The sequence below is a fragment of the Actinoplanes rectilineatus genome (genome assembly GCF_000962825.1).
Taxonomy (GTDB): domain Bacteria; phylum Actinomycetota; class Actinomycetes; order Mycobacteriales; family Micromonosporaceae; genus Actinoplanes; species Actinoplanes rectilineatus.
Map to the genome: position 1 here is coordinate 35,372 of NZ_JZKF01000064.1, position 17,369 is coordinate 52,740.

14 protein-coding genes are annotated in these 17,369 nt (G+C 71.8%); 6 read left to right on the plus strand and 8 right to left on the minus strand.

Annotation, left to right across the window (positions count from 1 at the left end):
- Positions 1-62: 62 nt before the first annotated feature.
- The 3 genes from WH85_RS33810 to WH85_RS33820 all read right to left on the minus strand — a co-directional run bounded on the left by WH85_RS33810 (position 63) and on the right by WH85_RS33820 (position 4,933).
- Positions 63-1,799, minus strand: coding sequence for an ABC transporter ATP-binding protein (locus WH85_RS33810; RefSeq protein ID WP_045746153.1), 1,737 nt, complete (start codon positions 1,797-1,799; stop codon positions 63-65).
- Positions 1,796-3,445: an ABC transporter transmembrane domain-containing protein gene (locus tag WH85_RS33815; protein WP_052720998.1), complete on the minus strand. Its 1,650-nt coding sequence runs from the start codon at positions 3,443-3,445 to the stop codon at positions 1,796-1,798. Before WH85_RS33815 ends, WH85_RS33810 begins: the two co-directional genes overlap by 4 nt.
- A gap of 63 nt (positions 3,446-3,508) precedes the next feature.
- Positions 3,509-4,933, minus strand: a complete 1,425-nt coding sequence (locus tag WH85_RS33820) for an MFS transporter (RefSeq protein ID WP_045746155.1) — start codon at positions 4,931-4,933, stop codon at positions 3,509-3,511.
- A gap of 86 nt (positions 4,934-5,019) precedes the next feature.
- Between WH85_RS33820 and WH85_RS33825 the strand changes: the two genes are divergently transcribed.
- Positions 5,020-5,982 (plus strand): Lrp/AsnC family transcriptional regulator, encoded by a 963-nt coding sequence (locus tag WH85_RS33825; protein WP_045746156.1) that lies wholly within the window; start codon positions 5,020-5,022, stop codon positions 5,980-5,982.
- A 157-nt stretch (positions 5,983-6,139) separates the two neighbouring features.
- Here the strand turns inward: WH85_RS33825 and WH85_RS33830 are convergent, their stop codons facing one another.
- Positions 6,140-7,936 (minus strand): sensor histidine kinase, encoded by a 1,797-nt coding sequence (locus WH85_RS33830; protein ID WP_045746157.1) that lies wholly within the window; start codon positions 7,934-7,936, stop codon positions 6,140-6,142.
- The gene (locus WH85_RS33835) at positions 7,933-8,601 is read right to left on the minus strand and encodes a response regulator transcription factor (protein WP_045746158.1); all 669 of its coding nucleotides are present in this window, start codon (positions 8,599-8,601) and stop codon (positions 7,933-7,935) included. The genes WH85_RS33830 and WH85_RS33835 overlap by 4 nt, the downstream gene beginning before the upstream one ends.
- Positions 8,602-8,768: 167 nt before the next feature.
- On the opposite strand from WH85_RS33835, the gene WH85_RS33840 reads away from it, so the two are divergent.
- Genes WH85_RS33840 through WH85_RS33855 form a run of 4 tightly spaced genes read left to right on the plus strand, consistent with a single transcriptional unit; the run spans position 8,769 to position 12,731 of the window.
- On the plus strand, positions 8,769-9,809 hold the full coding sequence (locus WH85_RS33840; RefSeq protein ID WP_045746159.1) for an iron-siderophore ABC transporter substrate-binding protein: 1,041 nt from the start codon (positions 8,769-8,771) through the stop codon (positions 9,807-9,809).
- On the plus strand, positions 9,809-10,852 hold the full coding sequence (locus WH85_RS33845) for a FecCD family ABC transporter permease (RefSeq protein ID WP_045746160.1): 1,044 nt from the start codon (positions 9,809-9,811) through the stop codon (positions 10,850-10,852). The genes WH85_RS33840 and WH85_RS33845 overlap by 1 nt, the downstream gene beginning before the upstream one ends.
- On the plus strand, positions 10,849-11,883 hold the full coding sequence (locus tag WH85_RS33850; RefSeq protein WP_045746161.1) for a FecCD family ABC transporter permease: 1,035 nt from the start codon (positions 10,849-10,851) through the stop codon (positions 11,881-11,883). Before WH85_RS33845 ends, WH85_RS33850 begins: the two co-directional genes overlap by 4 nt.
- Positions 11,880-12,731, plus strand: a complete 852-nt coding sequence (locus WH85_RS33855) for an ABC transporter ATP-binding protein (RefSeq protein WP_045746162.1) — start codon at positions 11,880-11,882, stop codon at positions 12,729-12,731. Before WH85_RS33850 ends, WH85_RS33855 begins: the two co-directional genes overlap by 4 nt.
- Here WH85_RS33855 and WH85_RS33860 read toward each other — a convergent pair.
- The 3 genes from WH85_RS33860 to WH85_RS33870 all read right to left on the minus strand — a co-directional run bounded on the left by WH85_RS33860 (position 12,688) and on the right by WH85_RS33870 (position 16,213).
- The gene (locus tag WH85_RS33860) at positions 12,688-13,263 is read right to left on the minus strand and encodes a hypothetical protein (protein WP_045746163.1); all 576 of its coding nucleotides are present in this window, start codon (positions 13,261-13,263) and stop codon (positions 12,688-12,690) included. The genes WH85_RS33855 and WH85_RS33860 overlap by 44 nt on opposite strands.
- Before the next feature lie 83 nt (positions 13,264-13,346).
- The gene (locus WH85_RS33865) at positions 13,347-14,018 is read right to left on the minus strand and encodes an SDR family NAD(P)-dependent oxidoreductase (protein WP_045746164.1); all 672 of its coding nucleotides are present in this window, start codon (positions 14,016-14,018) and stop codon (positions 13,347-13,349) included.
- A 1,115-nt stretch (positions 14,019-15,133) separates the two neighbouring features.
- On the minus strand, positions 15,134-16,213 hold the full coding sequence (locus tag WH85_RS33870) for an RNA ligase RtcB family protein (RefSeq protein ID WP_045746165.1): 1,080 nt from the start codon (positions 16,211-16,213) through the stop codon (positions 15,134-15,136).
- A 200-nt stretch (positions 16,214-16,413) separates the two neighbouring features.
- Between WH85_RS33870 and WH85_RS33875 the strand changes: the two genes are divergently transcribed.
- Positions 16,414-17,280, plus strand: a complete 867-nt coding sequence (locus WH85_RS33875) for a poly(ethylene terephthalate) hydrolase family protein (RefSeq protein WP_045746166.1) — start codon at positions 16,414-16,416, stop codon at positions 17,278-17,280.
- Positions 17,281-17,369 lie beyond the last annotated feature (89 nt).

The following is a 17,369-nucleotide window of genomic DNA, read 5'->3' on the forward strand; positions in this document are numbered from 1 at the left end:
CCCGCCCACACCGATGAAGAAGGCCACTCCCCGCAAAACCCGATGACCGTCGGCAACACGCGTCACAGAACGGTGCCGGAGCTCTCCACCGTGTCCCCGTGCCAGGAACGCCACAGGGCGGCGTAGGGACCGTTCGCCGCAACCAGTTCGTCGTGGGAGCCCAGTTCGATGATCCGGCCGCCGTCCATCACCGCGACCCGGTCCGCATCGTGGGCGGTCTGCAACCGGTGGGCGATCGCGATGACCGTCCGTTCGTGCAGCACCGCCGCGAGGGCCCGCTCGGCGGTGCGGGCCGCGGTCGGGTCCAGCAGCGCCGTCGCCTCGTCGAGGATGATCGTGTGAGGGTCGGCGAGCAGCACCCGGGCCAGGGCCAGCTGCTGGGCCTGCGCGCCGTCGAGGGGGTGGTCGCCGAGGTCGCGGTCCAGGTCGGTGGCCCAGTCCGCGCCGACCGTGGCCAGCGCCCGCCGCAGGTCGGCGTCGGGCGCGGACGCCATCAGGTTGGCCCGCAGCGTGTCCCGGAAGACGTGGTGCTCCTGGGTGACCAGGACGACGTGGCGGCGCAGCGTCTCGGGCGGCAGGTCGGCGATCGGCACGCCGCCGACGGTGACCGTGCCGGACGTGGGCCGGTCGACGCCGGCGATCAGGCGGCCGAGGGTGGACTTGCCGGCGCCGGAGAGACCGACCATCGCGAGGCGTTCGCCGGGGCGGATCGTCAGCTCGACGTCGTGGAGCACGTCGCGGCCCGGCTCGTACGCGTACCGGACCCCGCTGACCACGATCCGGTCGCCGTCCGGTGCCGTGGTGGCGTGCGGGGGTGGCGCCGGGACGGCGGACAGGCCTTCGATGCGGGCGAACGCGGCGGAGCTGCTCTGCAGCTGCTCCACCCAGATCATGATGCTGTCCAGCGGCCCGACGAGCTGCCGCAGGTAGAGGACGGCGGCGCCGACCGTGCCGAGGGTGGCCTGCCCGTCGAAGTAGAGCAGGCCGCCGAGGAGCAGGACGAGGAAGCCGGGCACCGCGTACGACGTCTCGACGAGGGGGAAGAACACGCTGCGCAGGGCGAGGGTGGCCAGCCGGGTGCGGCGGGTCTCGGCGAGGGCCGTGTGGCCGGCGTCGAGGCGGCGGGCGTGCAGGCCGAACGCCTCGACGGTGCGGGCACCGGCGGTGGTGGCGGCGAGTTCCTCGGCGAGGCGCGAGTTGGCGGTGCCCTCGGTGAGATAGGCGCTGCGGGCCCGGCGCAGATACCACCGGGTGACGAAGTAGATGCCGGAGAGGCCGAGGACCCCGACCACGCCGAGGACCGGGTCGAGGACCACCACGGCGGACACGATGAAGACGATCTTCACGACGCCGATGAACAGGCCGGGCAGGATGTCGCGCAGGGTGGTGGCGACCAGGTCGACGTCGGTGGTGCCGCGAGCGGCCAGGTCACCGGCGGGCACCCGTTCGACCACCGCGGCGGGCAGGGCGAACGTGCGCCGCAGGAAGCCCTCCCGGACGCGCGCGGCGGTGCGCTCACCGAACCGGTAGCCGATCGCCAGCGCGAACCGGGCGAGCAGCGTCTGCGCCACGGCGAAGGCGAGCACGGTCAGGGCGAGCCGGTCGACGGTGCCCACCCCGCCGCCCGCGGCCACCGTGTCGATGACCCGGCCGAGCAGCCAGGGCGCGGCGAGGGAGGCCAGGGCCGCGAGGGCGCTGAGCGTGATCATCCCGGCGACGGTGCCGCGTTCGGCCGCGATGAGCCGGGCCGCCGCGCGGGCGACCTCCCGTTGACCGGCGATCGGCAGTGCGGTGCTCACTCGTCGTCCTTTCCGGGAACGCGGGTCTCCGCGAAGATGTCGTCCTCGCCGAAGGCGCGGGTCACCAGGGCTTGGTAGCCGGGTTCGGTGGCCAGCAGCTCGTGGTGCCGTCCGCTGGCGGTGACCCGGCCGTCGATCAGGTAGTGGACGGTGTCGGCCTGGTCGAGCAGGACCGGTGAGGTGGTGGCGACGACCGTGCCGCGGCCGGCGCGGGCGGCGGCGAGGCGTTCGGCGACGGCGGCCTCGGTGTGCGCGTCGACGGCCGAGGTCGGTTCGACGGCGAGCAGCATCTCCGGGTCGGCGTAGACGGCGCGGGCCAGCCGGACCCGCTGGCGCTGGCCACCGGACAGGGTGCGGCCGCCCCAGTCGATCGGGCGTTCCAGGTCGTCGCCGACGTCGTGGGCCACGGCGACGGCGAGCGCCGCCCGGATCCGGTCGTCGTCGGGGCCGAGACGCCCGGCGACCGCGTCGCGCAGGGTGCCGGCGAACAGGTCGGCGCCGTTGTCGGCGACCAGGATCCGGTCGCGGACGCCGTCGCGCTCCGTTGCGGACAAGGGTTGCCCGCCCCAGGTCGCGGCGGTCGGCCCGTAACGGCCGAGCCGGTCGATCACCTCGGCGGCGTCGGCGGGGCGGGCGCCGGCGAGGGCGGTGAACCGGCCCGGTTCGGCGGTCACCCCGGAGTCCGGGTCGTGCAGAACGGCCGGGCCGGTGGGCGCGGGAGCACCGGACGGGTCCTCGGCGGGCAGGTTGAGGAAGGCGGTGACGCGGCGGGCGGCGACCAGGCCGCGGACCATGTCGAAACTGCAGAAGATCAGCACGTCGCAGGGGATGACCAGCATCGCGGTGTAGCCGTACACCGCGATGAGCTGGCCGGCGGTGAGGTCGCCGGCCACCGCGAGCCGGGCGGCCAGCCAGATCACCACGGCGAGGAAGACCACCGGCAGGCCCTCGCCGAGCGCCCCGATCCAACTGGACGGGCCGCCGACGCGGTAGCCCTGGTCGCGGAGCCGGGCCGACTCGCGTTCGTAGCGTTCCTGGTGGATCTGCTTGCCGCCGAGTCCGTTGAGGACCCGCAGTCCGCCGATGATGTCGACCAGCCGGGCGTTCAGCTCGCCCTGCCTCTCGCGGTAGCGGAAGGCGGCCCGCTGGGTGCGCCCGAGCAGCGGCCCGACACACAGCGCCAGCACCGGGACACCGACCAGCACCACCACCGCCAGCAGCGGTGAGATCGAGAAGAGGAAGGACGCGATGACCGTGATGGCCAGGGTGGCCGCCACGCCGACACCGCCGACGTTCATCGCCCGGCTGATGGTCCACACGTCGGAGATGCCGATGGTGACCACCTCACCGGCGGTCATCTGCCGGGGCAGGGACGCGCCGAGCCGGGTCGCGTGGGTCATCACCAGGTCGGCGGTGCGCAGCGCGGCGGTCAGGCGCAGCTTGGTCATGCTGCGGTGGCGCATGATGCCGAGCCCGGCACTGGCCACACCGAGGACCAGCACCACCGCCGACCAGCCGATCAGCACGCCGGGCCGGTGCGGGGCCAGGCCGTGGTCGACGGCCTGGGAGATCAGCCACGGCATGGTCGCCAGGCTGATGAACCAGGCCGATCCGAACCCGGCGCCGAGCGCCACCCGACCCGGCATCTGTCGTGCCAACCACCAGAGATACCGAGCCGGGCTGCGCGTGTCCACGAAGGCGACTCTGCCTTACCCCTCCGACACTTTCACCCGATTTTCATCGGTGCTCATCGACACATTCACCGGTCCGTGTGCCGTCCGGCGCAGGAGGATCAACACCAGGATCCCGGCCACCAGCGCGAACGCTGCGGCCAGCTGCAGGGTCGAGCTCAGGCCTTCGGCGTACGCGGCCGGAGCACCGCGCCCGTCCGCGACCGCGTCCTGGAACACCTTGCCGAAGACCGCCACGCCGAACGCGAAGCCGAGCTGCCGGAAGGTGTTGAGCGCCCCGCCCGCCATCCCGCTGCGTTCCCGGGGCACCCCCGCGAGCAGCGCGGACGACTGCACCGGCAGCACCGCGCCGGCGCCGAGTCCGACCAGGATCAGGCCGGGGATCAGCACCGTGCCCCCGCTGTCCCCGCCGACCAGCGACTGGGCCAGGTCGCCGGCGGCGACCAGCAGCAGGCCGAGGCCGACCGCGAGGCGAGGTGACGCCTTCTGCAGCGCGTGCCCGGCGAAGGCGCCGACCAGCAGCGACGCGCCGGAGAGCGGGAGCGCGCCGAGCAGCCCGGCGTCGACCGGGCCGTGGCCGAGGATCTGCTGCAGCCAGACCGTGGAGTACGGCATGACCGCGAAGGCCGCCGCGTGCATCAGGAAGGCCGCGGCGATCAGGACCGCGAACGACGGGTTCCGGAACAGTCCCAGGTCGAGCATCGGGTGGTCGGAGCGGAGCTCGACGAGGACGAACGCGGCCGCCGCGACCAGCCCGGCGAGCAGCGGGACCAGGGTCGCCGCGGCGGTCCAGCCCTCGGCGGAGGCCTGGATCAGGCCGTAGGTGACCGCGCCCGCGGCGATCGTGAAGGTGACCGTGCCCGGGATGTCGAAGCGGCCGGCCCGCGGCGCCCTCGACTCGGTGACGCCGCGCAGGGTGAACCAGAGGGCGGCGGCGCTGACCGGCAGGTTGACCAGGAAGATCCAGCGCCAGCTGAGGTGCTCGGTGAGCAGGCCGCCGACCAGCGGGCCGGCCGCGGTGGCGGCGCCGCTGACCGCGCCCCAGACGCCGAACGCGACGCCGCGGTCCCGTCCGTGGTAGGTGAGGTTGAGGATGGCCAGGGTGGTGGCGAACATGGCCGCGCCGCCGATGCCCTGCAGCACCCGGGCGGCGATCAGCGCCTGCTCGTTCGGGGCGATCGCACAGAGCAGCGACGAGACGGCGAAGACCACGAGGCCGGTCAGGTAGACGCCGCGCCGCCCGTACCGGTCGGCGAGCGAGCCGGCTCCGAGCAGCAGGGCGGCAAGCGCCAGCGCGTACGCGTCGAGCACCCACTGCAGGTCGGCATAGTCGGCGCCGAAGTCGCCGGCGATCGCGGGCAACGCCACGATCACGATCGTCACGTCGACCAGCAGCAGGAAGGTGCCGAGGCAGACGGCGATCAGGGGTATCCACTTACGCATGCGGCACACTCTCCGGGCCGAGCGCCGGAAAGTACCAACCAGTTGCCGGTTTCCGGCGGATCTCGACGTCGGCATAGGGTTGTGGCGTGGAAATCGACACGCTCGACGAGCAGATCGTGCACGCTCTGCGGATCAACGGCCGAGCGGGCTACCGGGAGATCGGGGCGGTCCTCGGCGTCTCCGATCAGACGGTCGCCCGGCGCTACCGCAGACTGCGGGAGAAGGCGGGGGTACGCGTGGTCGGCCTGCCCGACTCGCACAAGCTCGGGCACGAGGTGTGGACGCTGCGCCTGCACACCACCACCGACGCCGCCGTGCCGCTGTCCCGGGCGCTGGCCCGCCGGCCGGACACCGCCTGGGTCACCATCAACTCGGGTGGCACCGAGATCTCCTGCAACGTGCGGGTGCCGGAGACCGCCGACCGGGACGCCCTGCTGCTCAACCGGCTGCCCCGCACCAAGGGGCTGGTCTCGGTGGACGCCTACTGCGTGATCCACCAGTACGTGGGCGGGTCGGTCGGCGACCGCCACGACACCGCGATGACCGCCGAGCAGATCGCCGCGATGACCCCGCCGCCGCACCCCGGCGGACGGCCGGCCCGGCTGGGCGGTGCTGACGACAGCGACGCCGCCCTGTTCACCGCACTGCGGTCGGACGGCCGCATGGGCCTCGCCGACCTGGCCACGGCGACCGGCTGGCCCGAGTCGACGGTCCGCCGCCGGTTGCAGGAGCTGACCGCCTCCCGGGACCTGTTCTTCGACGTGGAGGTCAGTGCCGAGTTGTTCGGGTACCGGGCCGTGGTGCAGCTCTGGCTCTCGGTCGTCCCGGCGCGGCTGGCCGCGGTCGGCGCGGCGATGGCCGAGCACGAGGAGGTGGTCTTCGCGGCGGCGTGCACCGGCCCGACGAACCTGATCGCCACGGTGGTCTGCACTGACATGTCGGCCTTCTACCGGTACGTGACCGAGAGTGTGGGGCCGCTGGCCGGGGTGGAGCGCCTCGAGAGCGCGCCGGTGGTGCGGCACGTGAAACAGCTGGGGACGGTGGGGTGAGTGTGATCTGGGCATCACCCGGCAACCTTTCAGCCCTCCGACAGCGTCCGCACGGGTAAGAGACGCCCGTGCGGCGCCGGTCCGGGATTCGGGTCCCGCCGCCCGGCGCGCCAGGCGTCTCCGGTGACGGGCGGCGGTTCCGGTTCGGAATCGCCGCTCAGTCCTTCTCCGGGACCCGCAGCACCACCGTGAAGACGGTTCCCGCACCGGGCGTGCTGGCCACCGTGACGGTCCCGCCGTGCGCCTCGACCAGTTTGCGCACGATGGACAGGCCCAGACCGCTGCCACCGGTGCTGCGGCTGCGCGACTCGTCGGCCCGCCAGAACCGGTCGAACACCTTCGGCAGGTTCTCCTCGCTGATCCCGACACCGGTGTCGGCGACCGTGACGGTGGCACCGTGCGCGCCGACGGTCACCGTCCCGCCGGCCGGGGTGTGCCGGATCGCGTTGGACACCAGGTTGCCGACGATCTGCCGCAGCCGGACCGGGTCCGCGTCGACAACCGGCTCGCCGACCACGTCGGTCACCAGGGTGACCCCGCTCGACTGCGCGGTGCCCCGGTGGCTGTCCACCACGTGCGCGAGCGTTTCGCGTACCCGCAGAGGTTCTCGATGCACCCGGAGGGTGCCCGCGTCGGCCGCGGCCAGATCGCCGAGATCGTCGATCACGTGCTGGAGCAGCATGGCCTCCTCGTGGAGCAGGTTGAGGAGCTGCGCATCGGTCGGCGCCAGATCGTCCTGGGCTGCCTCCAGCCAGCTGCGGATGTTGGTCAGCGGGGTCCGCAACTCGTGCGCGACGTCGCTGACCATCGCCCGGCGCTGCGCCTCGGCCCGGTCCCGGCGCTGCGCCGAGTCCCGCAGCGCCCGGGCCAGGTGGCCGATCTCGTCGCGGGCGGTGACCGCGACCGGCGTCTGACGGTCGGCGGCGTCGGTGAGCGCGCGCAACGGCCGGACCAGGCGGCGGCCGACCAGCACGGTGATCAGAATGGTGGCGAGCAGGACCGCGCCGGTCACCGTGACGATCCGGACGATGTTGTCGCGGGACAGGGTGAAGGTGGTGCGGTCGGCGCCGGTCCGCGGGTCGGTGACGAAGAGCAGGGCGGGCGGGGCGACGTAGGGCTGGAGCTGTGCCCGGCGTTCCCGGTCGAGACAGTTCCGGGCGGCCTTGCCCTCGCTGTCGATCGTCAGGAGCGCCTCCTCGGCGACCGCGACGGGTTCCCGGCCGTCGGTGGGCGCCACGAACATCGTGCCGGCGGCCGTCACGTGCAGTTGCTCCGGGTCGTCGAGTTTGAGGCAGGTGCCGACGGCCAGGGACAGTTCGGCCAGGGCGCGCCGACCGGACGCGCTGACATAGCCGGTCAGTTTGCTCTGGCAGCCCAGCGACACCCTGTCGACGGCCTGCTGATCCGGTCCGCTGACGACGACCCGGGGACGGCCGCCGGGCTCCTGCTCGATCCGGGCGTCCAGACCCTGCTTGAGTACGCAGTCCCGCTGCTCCCGGGCGACCACCCGTAGTTCCTTGCGTTCCGCCGTGGTGAACCCGTACGGGCCGACCACCCGCGGGTCGATGCGGTCGGTGCCGCCGGTCAGGGTCAGGTCCAGGTCGAGCGGGTCCACGGTGGCCGACGGGCGGGCCGCGTCCAGCGCCGGGCCGCCGCCGGACTCGGCGATGAGACGGCGGTCCGGGGTGGTCAGGGTGATCCGGCGGTCCAGTGCGGCGGCCCGCTCGTGGATCAGCGAGGCGGCCGCGGACCAGTCCTCGTGGGTGGCGGCGTACTCCACGAGCATGTCGTAGACGCCCTTGTCATCGGTGAGCGAGCGTCCGCGTTCCTGGTTGATCGCCCGGGTGGCGGTGGTGGTGGCCAGCCACGCGGTGGCGGTGGTCGCGGCGATCGCGATCAGTACCGAGGTGACCAGCAGCCGGGTGACCAGGCTGTGCCGGACCGGGACCCTCACGGCACCAGCTTGTAGCCGACGCCGTAGACGGTGAGCAGCCGGACCGGGTTCCGCGGATCCGGTTCGATCTTGCGGCGCAGGTTCATCACGTGCACGTCGATGGTGCGTTCCGTGGAGCTGCGGTCGATACCCCGGGTGTGGTGCAGCAGCTGGGCGCGGGTGAAGACGCGTTCCGGCTCACGGGCCATCGCGGCCAGGATGGCGAACTCGCCGCGGGTGCACTCGATCTCGGCGTCGTCGACGGTGGCCCGCCGCCGCTGCGGGTCCACGCCGACCCCGCCGACCCGCTGCTCGCGAATGCCGGGTGCCCGGCGCAGCAGGGTGCGGACCCGGGCCATCAGTTCCCGGGGGCTGTACGGCTTGCGCAGGTAGTCGTCGGCGCCCTGCTCCAAGCCGAGCAGCAGGTCCTCCTCACCGGCCCGGGCGGTGAGCATCAGCACCAGCACGTCCGACTCCTGGCGCAACGTCCGGCAGACCCGCAGGCCGTCCAGCCCGGGCATCATCACGTCCAACACGACCAGGTCGGGGCGCAGCCGCCGGGCCTCGGTGAGGGCGGACCGCCCGTCGTGCACCACCACCGGGTGGTGACCCGCCGCGGCCAGGTAGCGGCGCACCACCTCCGCCTGCCGGGGATCGTCCTCGGCGACCAGGACCTGAGCACACATGGCCGCTGACTATAGGTGCGGTCCGTCCGGGCCGGCCGGTTCTCCGGCGAACCTGACAGGTTTCTCAAGATTGCCATAACCAAGATCACTCACAGGCACCCCACAGGTACCTGGCGTCCGGCGTTCATTAGGTTAGGCAAACCTAATCCACCGACCAAGGGATCCCCATGCGCACCACCCGGTTCCTGGCGGGCGTCGCCGCCGCGGCCACCGCCCTGGCACTGACCGCCTGCGGCGGCACGTCCGACTCCGCCGCGGAGACCTCGTCCTCGTCCGGCAGCTCCACCGCGTCGTTCCCGATCACCATCAAGCACGCCCTCGGTGAGACCGTCATCGCGAAGAAGCCCGAGCGGGTCGCCACCGTCAACTGGGCAAACCACGAGGTGCCGCTGTCGCTGGGCATCGTCCCGGTCGGCATGGCCAAGGCCAACTTCGGTGACGAGGACGGCGACGGCGTGCTGCCGTGGGACGCCGCGAAGCTCAAGGAGTTGGGCGCCGCCACGCCGGTGCTGTTCGACGAGACCGACGGCATCCCGTTCGAGAAGGTCGCCGACACCAAGCCGGACGTGATCCTGGCGGCGTACTCCGGCCTGACCGCGCAGGACTACGAGACGCTGAGCGCCATCGCGCCGGTCGTGGCGTACCCGGAGCAGCCCTGGGCCACCGCGTGGCGCGACACGATCAAGCTGGAGAGCCAGGCGCTCGGCCTCGCCGCCGAGGGTGACAAGCTGATCGCGGACACCGAGCAGAAGATGAAGGACGCGGTCGCGAAGCACCCGAAGCTGACCGGCAAGTCGGCGATGTTCCTGACGCACATCGACCCGAGTGACCTCAGCAAGATCAGCTTCTACACCACGCACGACACCCGGGTGCAGTTCTTCACCGACCTCGGCCTCAAGCAGCCGGAGAGCATCGCCAAGGCCTCCGCGGCGACCGAGGAGTTCAGCATCACGCAGAGCTCCGAGCAGGTGCAGGGCCTGAGCGACGTCGACATCATCGTGACGTACGGCGACGCCGACGGCACCATGCTGGCCAGCCTGCAGAAGGACCCGCTGCTGTCGAAGATCCCGGCCATCGCCCGCGGCTCGTTCGTCTCGCTGCCCGGCAGCACCCCGGTCGCCACCGCCGCGAACCCGACGCCGCTGGCGATCCCGTTCGTGCTCGACGACTACGTGGACCTGCTCGGCAAGGCCGCCGACAAGATCTGATGACGCACGCCGAAACTCCGTCCGGGCCGGGCGTCGCCACCCCGCGGCGCCCGGCCCGGGTGCGCCTGGCCTGGCTGCTGGCCGTCCTCGCCGTCCTGCTGGTGACCATGGTGGCCTCGGTCGCCTTCGGATCCCGGATCGTCGGCTGGTCCGACATCACCGCCGCACTCGGCGGGGCGAACGAGACCCTCGACCAGGCCGCCGTGATCAAGCGCATCCCACGTACGCTGCTCGCCGTCGCCGTCGGCGCGGCTCTCGCCCTGTCCGGCACGGTGATGCAGGGTGTCACCCGCAACCCGCTCGCCGACCCGGGCATCCTCGGCGTCAACATGGGCGCCTCCCTCGCGGTCGCCGTCGGCATCGTCACCTTCGGCCTGACCACCGCCACCGACTACATCTGGGCGGCCATCGCCGGCGCCGCCATCGCCGCGATCTTCGTGTACACCGTCGGCTCGCTGGGCCGCGGCGGCGCGACCCCCCTCAAGATCGCGCTGGCCGGGGCGGCCACCTCGGCGGCGCTGGCCTCGCTGATCACCGCCACCGTGCTGCCCCGCGGCGACATCGCCGCCAACTACCGGTCCTGGCAGGTCGGCGGGGTCGGCGGCGCGACCTGGGAGAGCCTCGAACACATCCTGCCGTTCCTGCTCGCCGGCACGGTCGTCTGCCTGCTCTGCGCCCGGCCGCTGAACTCCCTGGCCCTCGGCGACGACCTCGCCGCCGGCCTGGGCGAACGCGTCGCCGTCGCCCGCGGCGTGGCCGCCCTCGGCGCGGTGGTGCTCTGCGGGGCGGCCACCGCCATCGCCGGGCCGATCGCGTTCGTCGGCCTGGTCGTCCCGCACCTGTGCCGGCTGCTGGTCGGCCTCGACCACCGGTGGCTGCTGCCGTTCTCCGCCCTGGCCGGCGCGATCCTGCTGACCGCCGGCGACGTCGCCGGGCGGATCGTGGCCCGTCCCGACGAGATCGAGGTCGGCATCATCACCGCGCTGATCGGCGCGCCCTTCTTCATCTCCGTCGTCCGCCGGCAGAAAGTACGCGAGCTGTGAGCACCACCACCCTGGAAGCCGTCACCCGCGGCCGGATCCGGCGCAACCGGCGGCGGTGGACCGTCCTCACCGTCCTCGCCCTGATCACCGCCACGATGTTCAGCCTGTCGCTGATGCTCGGCAACACGTACTACCCGCCCGGCGACGTGCTGCGGGTGATCCTCGGCGAGACCGTGCCCGGCGCGTCGTTCAGCGTCGGCACCCTGCGACTGCCCCGCGCCGTCCTGGCCCTGCTCGTCGGCCTCTGCTTCGGCGCCGGCGGCGTCACCTTCCAGACCATGCTGCGCAACCCGCTGGCCAGTCCGGACGTCATCGGCATCACCTCCGGGGCGGGCGCGGCGGCGGCGTTCGCCATCATCGTGCTCGGACTCGACGAGGTCGGCGTGTCGGTGTTCGCCATCATCGCCGGACTCGGCGTGGCCCTGATCATCTACGTGCTGTCGTTCAAGGACGGCGTCGCCGGGACCCGGCTCGTGCTGATCGGCATCGGCATCGCCGCGATGCTGGACAGCGCCACCGCGTACGTGCTGAACCAGGCCGGCCAATGGGACCTGCAGAACGCGATGCGCTGGCTCAACGGCAGCCTCAACGGCTCCACCTGGGACGAGACGATCCCGGTGGCGCTGGCCCTGCTGGTGTTCGGGCCGCTGCTGCTCACCCAGGCCCGCAACCTGTCGATGCTGCAACTGGGCGACGACACCGCGGCGGCCCTGGGCGTCCGGCTGGAACGTACCCGCATCCTGGTGATCGTCGCCGCGGTCGCCCTGATCGCCTTCGCCACCTCGGCCAGCGGCCCGGTCAGCTTCGTGGCGTTCCTCGCCGGGCCGATCGCGTCCCGCCTGCTCGGCCCACGCGGCTCGCTGCTGATCCCGTCCGCCCTGGTCGGCGCGATCCTCGTGCTGACCGCTGACCTGATCGGCCAGTACGCCTTCGACACCCGCTACCCGGTCGGCGTGATCACCGGCGTGCTGGGCGCGCCCTACCTGCTCTATCTGCTCGTCCGCACCAACCGAGCGGGAGGCTCGCTGTGACCACCGACCACACCCTTGCGGTCGAGACCCTGACCGTCGGGTACGCCGACCGGACCGTCATCGACAAACTGGACCTGGCCATCGAACCCGGCCGGATCACCACGATCGTCGGCGCCAACGCGTGCGGCAAGTCCACCCTGCTGCGGTCGATGTCGCGGCTGCTCGCCCCGCGCGGCGGTCAGGTCCTGCTGGATGGCCGGGCCGTGCACAAGACGCCGGCCAAGGAGCTCGCCCGCACCCTGGGCCTGCTCCCCCAGTCGCCGACCGCCCCCGAGGGCATCACCGTCGCCGACCTGGTCGGCCGGGGCCGCAACCCGCACCAGCGCCTGCTGTCGCGGTGGAGCGCCGCCGACGACATCGCGGTCGCCGAAGCCCTGGACGCCACCCACACCGCCGACCTCGCCGACCGGGCCGTCGACGAGCTCTCCGGCGGCCAGCGCCAGCGGGTGTGGATCGCGATGGCGCTCGCCCAGCAGACCGACCTGCTGCTGCTCGACGAGCCGACCACGTTCCTCGACGTCCAGCATCAGATCGAGGTCCTCGACCTGCTCACCGACCTGAACCGGGCCCGCGGCACCACCATCGTGATGGTGCTGCACGACCTGAACCTGGCGGCCCGCTACACCGACCAGCTGATCGCGCTGGCCGGCGGCGGGTTGCACGCGGCCGGCGCCCCGGCGGAGGTTCTCACCGAGGACTGCGTCCGCGCGGTGTTCGGCCTGGACAGCCAGGTGATCACCGACCCGGTGTCGGGGCGTCCCCTGATGCTGCCGATCGGCCGGCACCACGCCGCCGCTGCTGCTACTACTTCTTCGCTGCAGCAACCTTCCGCTCACAGTCCGGAATGAACTCCATGCCCTTGGAGATGGACTCGGAGTCGTTCTGGTCACCGCCGAGAGCGATGCTGATGCCGTCGTCGGAGACCTCGACGAACTTGATGCCCTTGTCCTTCAGGCACTTCACGACGGCCCGGGAGAAGTCGGCGGCCTCCGGGTTCGCCGGGTCCCGCTCCCACGGCGGCAGCGGCATGTACTTCGGCTCACAGATCCGGTTGGCGGCGTCGGCCTTCTCGGACTCCTCCCTGGTGGCGGGCCTCGCCACACGGTCGCCCCCACCGCCGGACGACTTGGCGTAGGCGCCCTGCTCCGCCATACAGTCGTTGTAGGGCTTGAGCATCGCCTCGTACTCCTCCGGCGTGGTGTCCAGCCGCTCCCGGGGACGCTCCGCATCCGCCTTCGCCTCCTTCTCCGCCGACACGGCGGGCGCCGCACTCTGGAGCGTCGCGACCTCAGCGGCCTTGGACTCCTCCTGCGCTGATCCGCAGGCGGTCAGCCCGGTGAGCACGATCGCGGCCAGCAGCAGTCCGTAGTTCCGGCGCATGGCATCCTCCCCTCGACAGCCGGGCTGTCCGGCCGTCGAGGGGAAGCCTGACGGCGACTTCTTCGGAACCTGTGAGGAAATCCCTACCGGAATCGGGCCGCCATCCGCATGATCATCCCCAGCGTCCCGGCGGCCACCGCCATCCGCCGCGGACGCGACACGACCGCCGGACGCGTCTCCACACACCGCATCACCACGTCCACCGCCCGCCCCACCGAGATCTTGAACGGCGTGACCGGCGACTTGGCCATCTTGGTGTCCACGAACCCGAACCGCACCGTCGTCACCGCCACGCCCCGCGGCCGCAGCCAGGCGTCCAGCCCGAGCAGGTAGGACGTGAGCCCCGCCTTCGACGCCGCATAGCCCGGGGCCTCCGCCGACACGAGCACGTCCGCCATGCTGGACAGCCCGATGATCTGTCCCCGCCCGGCGGCGAGCATGCCCGGCACGACAGCCTCGACGACGCGCGCCGCACCCAGCAGGTTAACCTCGAACGCCCGGGTCTGCGACCGCAGATCGTCCCCCTCGATGACGTCACCGATGCCGGCCGCATAGACGCACAGATCCACGGCGCCGGCCTCGACGACCCTTGCGAGCGCCGGCCCCAGCCCCGGCGACGTCACATCGACGACGTGCTGCTCGGCCGCCGGCCCCGGACGCCGCGACATCCCGACGACGTCCCAGCCCGCGCCCGCAAGGCGGTGGCTGAGCGCCGCGCCGATGCCATCACTGTTCCCCACGATCAAGGCCCGCATGAAACCTTCCTACGGTACGCGGACCGCCCACTGATCGCCCCCACCAGCGTCCCCGGCTCCGCCACCTATATCCGCTCGTCCGCTCGTTCGTTCGTCCGCTCGTTCGTCCGCTCGTCCGCTCGTCCGTCCGTCCGTCCGTCCGCTCGCTCGCTCGTTCGCTTGATCAACGCCGTGATCAGTAACCATGCGATCCCCTTCGCCACGACGACTCGTCGGCCGTTGACCGTGGTCGTGGCGGTGACTGTGGCGGTGGCGGTGGCGGTGACGGTGACGGTGACGGTGACGGTGACGGTGACGGTGACGGTCGCATCAGTGCAGCTCAGCCGTTTTGTTGCAGCGCAGGGTCATGTCCATGATCGACTTAAGCCGGGTGGCATGGCGCGACCGCCGGCCGTCGCTCACGGTCGTTTCGGGAGCCGAGAACCGAGAACCGGGAGCCGCGACTCGCAGACGGACCACAACCGACGGCCGAGCAGGTCGAGCCGTCGACCACGGCTGTCCGGGAGGGTGGAAACCAGCCGTGAGCGACGGCTCAGGGGCACCCAGCCGTCGACCACGGTCGCTTTCGGCTCGCGAAACAACCACAACCGACGGCCGAGCCCACCAAGCCGTCGCCCACGGCCACCCTGGAAGGCGAAACCCAGCCCTCAACAACGGCTCAAGCCCCCAGCCGTCACCCGCGGTCGAATCCGACTCACGAAAAGACCGTGGAGGACGGCCGAGCCGACCGAACCGTCGTTGCGGACCGAAACAACGCCACACGGAGTCCACCGCCGTTGCCCCGCCCTGGACTGGACTGGGACCAGGGCGGCGCAGGGCGGACAAGGGCGGAACGGGGCAGACCAGGACGGGGCGGACCGATGCGGGGCGGACCGGACAGCCGTCGTCGGCGGCGGCCCATCCGGCGGCAGCTGATCGGACGGTGGCTGACCCGACCGCAACCGCCGCAACCGCCCCAACCGCAAACTGATCGGACTGCGACTGATCCGGCCACGGTCGAGGCGACGGCATGGACGTGCTGGGGGGCTACTGCTTCGGACGGCCAGCCGTCGTCGGAGGCGGTTCCACGGTTCCGGGCTTTACGGCGTACACCAAAAGCAGAGTGACCGAGAATGTCACCTGGAGAGGGCGGCCGTCTTGTAGGTGACGACCGGCAACGTCGTGACGATCGGCGTCGCGGCCCCGTGCGTGACCAGGTCGTCGATCACCCGCTCGATGCGCTTGTAGGCGGTCGGCGCCTCCTCGAACAACAGCTGCCGATCGCCGCACACCACGACCGAGCCGGGGCGTGGTCGCCGCAGCTCGTCGACCGTGTGTTTCGCCTTGCCGCGGCGCAGGGCGTCGGACCGGGACATCTTGCGGCCCGCCCCGTGCGCGACCGAGAAGCCCGCCTCCGGTCCGGCGTGCGCCGCCACCAGGTAGGAGCGGGTGCCGCGCGTACCGGCGATCAGCACATCGCGGCCGTCGCCCGGGGCGGCGCCCTTGCGATGCAGGTAGTGACCGTTTCGGATCTCCACCGCGTTGTGGCAGACGTCCACGATCGGCTCGGTGCGGGCCGCCCCGAGGGCGTCGGCGACCCGGTGGGCGAGCAGGCGGCGGTTGAGCGAACCCCAGCGGACGGCCTGATCGTGTTCGGACAGATAGGCCTGCGGGTCGGGGGCCGGACCGGCTCCGTGCCGCTCGGTGTGCGTGCGCAGGATGCGCTCCCCGTGGCCTCGCGACCCGGAGTGTACGAGCAGGAGCATGTCCCCGGCCTCGACGCCCAGGCGGGCGGCGTGGTCGGGTGCGGCGATCGTCTCGACCCGCGCGAGTTCGACGAAGTGGTTGCCGCGTCCGACCGTGCCGAGACTCGTGGTCCAGCCGGACGGGATCTCCTCGTCGACGTCGTCGGGGTCGAGGGGCTCGTCGAGGTCGGGGAAGCGGGCGGCGAGTTTCTCCGGGTCGACGCGTTTGAGGCGGATCGGGTAGACCGCGATCCCGCAGCCGATGTCCGATCCGACGAGGAGCGGATAGAGGATCGACGACGTCATGGCCGCGCCGATCGGGGCGCCTTTGCCGGGGTGCAGATCCGGCATCCCGGCAACGTGGATCATGCCGGGGAGGGCGGCGACCTGGTCGCACTGGTCGAGTGCGGTGGATTCGATCCAGCTGCTTTCGGAGGACAGAATGGTGACGTTTTTCAGGTGCTGAGACAAGGACGTTCGCTATCTTCGCGAGGGTTTTCCATGGCGGCAGGATGGGGTTCGTCAGAACGTCATGCCGGACAGCATTGCTGGTCCCAGTGGGTGCGGCAACCGATTTAGCCCATACCACGGCGGCATGTACCAGCCGGGATTACCCGACGGTAACCACGACCTCCAAGCTATCGACATCCATCGATAACTAGGGAGTACACATGTCGCGGAAGCTCTCGCTGTTCGCGGTTCCCGGAATCGTCCTCGCCGCCCTCCTCGCGGCACCCGCCTCCCCCGCCGTCGCCGCCAACCCCTACGAGCGCGGGCCGGCACCCACCAACGCCAGCATCGAAGCCGCGCGCGGCTCGTTCGCCATCGCCACGACCACCGTCGCCCGGTCCAGCGTCAGTGGCTTCGGCGGCGGAACGATCTACTACCCCACAGACACCAGCGTGGGTACGTTCGGAGCAGTCGCCATCTCCCCCGGCTTCACCGCCAGCCAGTCCGCGGTGACCTGGCTCGGGCCGCGCCTGTCCTCCCAAGGCTTCGTAGTGATCACCATCGACACGCTGAGCACGCTGGACTCGCCGGACAGCCGGGGCACCCAACTGCTGGCCGCCCTCGACTACCTGACCGGATCGAGCTCGGTCCGCACCCGCATCGACGCCACCCGCCTCGGCGTGATGGGCCACTCGATGGGCGGCGGCGGCAGCCTCTCCGCGGCCCGGACCCGCCCGGCACTGCAGGCAGCGGTGCCGCTCACCCCCTGGCACACCACGAAATCCTGGCCGACGGTGACCGTGCCGACCCTGATCGTCGGCGCGGAGAACGACACGACAGCACCGGTGTCGTCGCACGCGGAACCGTTCTACACGAGCCTGACGGCCGCCCCGGAGAAGGCATACTTGGAGTTGAACAACGCCGACCACTCGGCCCCGTCCTCGGGCCAGAACGTGACGGCCGCCAAGTACAGCCTGGCCTGGCTGAAGCGGTGGATCGACGACGACACCCGGTACGACCAGTTCCTGTGCCCGGCGCCCTCCGGCTCCACGATCCAGGAGTACCGCGCCACCTGCCCGCACACCTGATCACCCTCGTAACGGCGGCCCGGAGGCTTCCCCCACCTCCGGGCCGCCGCCCCGCCCCCACCCGTCCCCGTCCCCACCCGTCCCCGTCC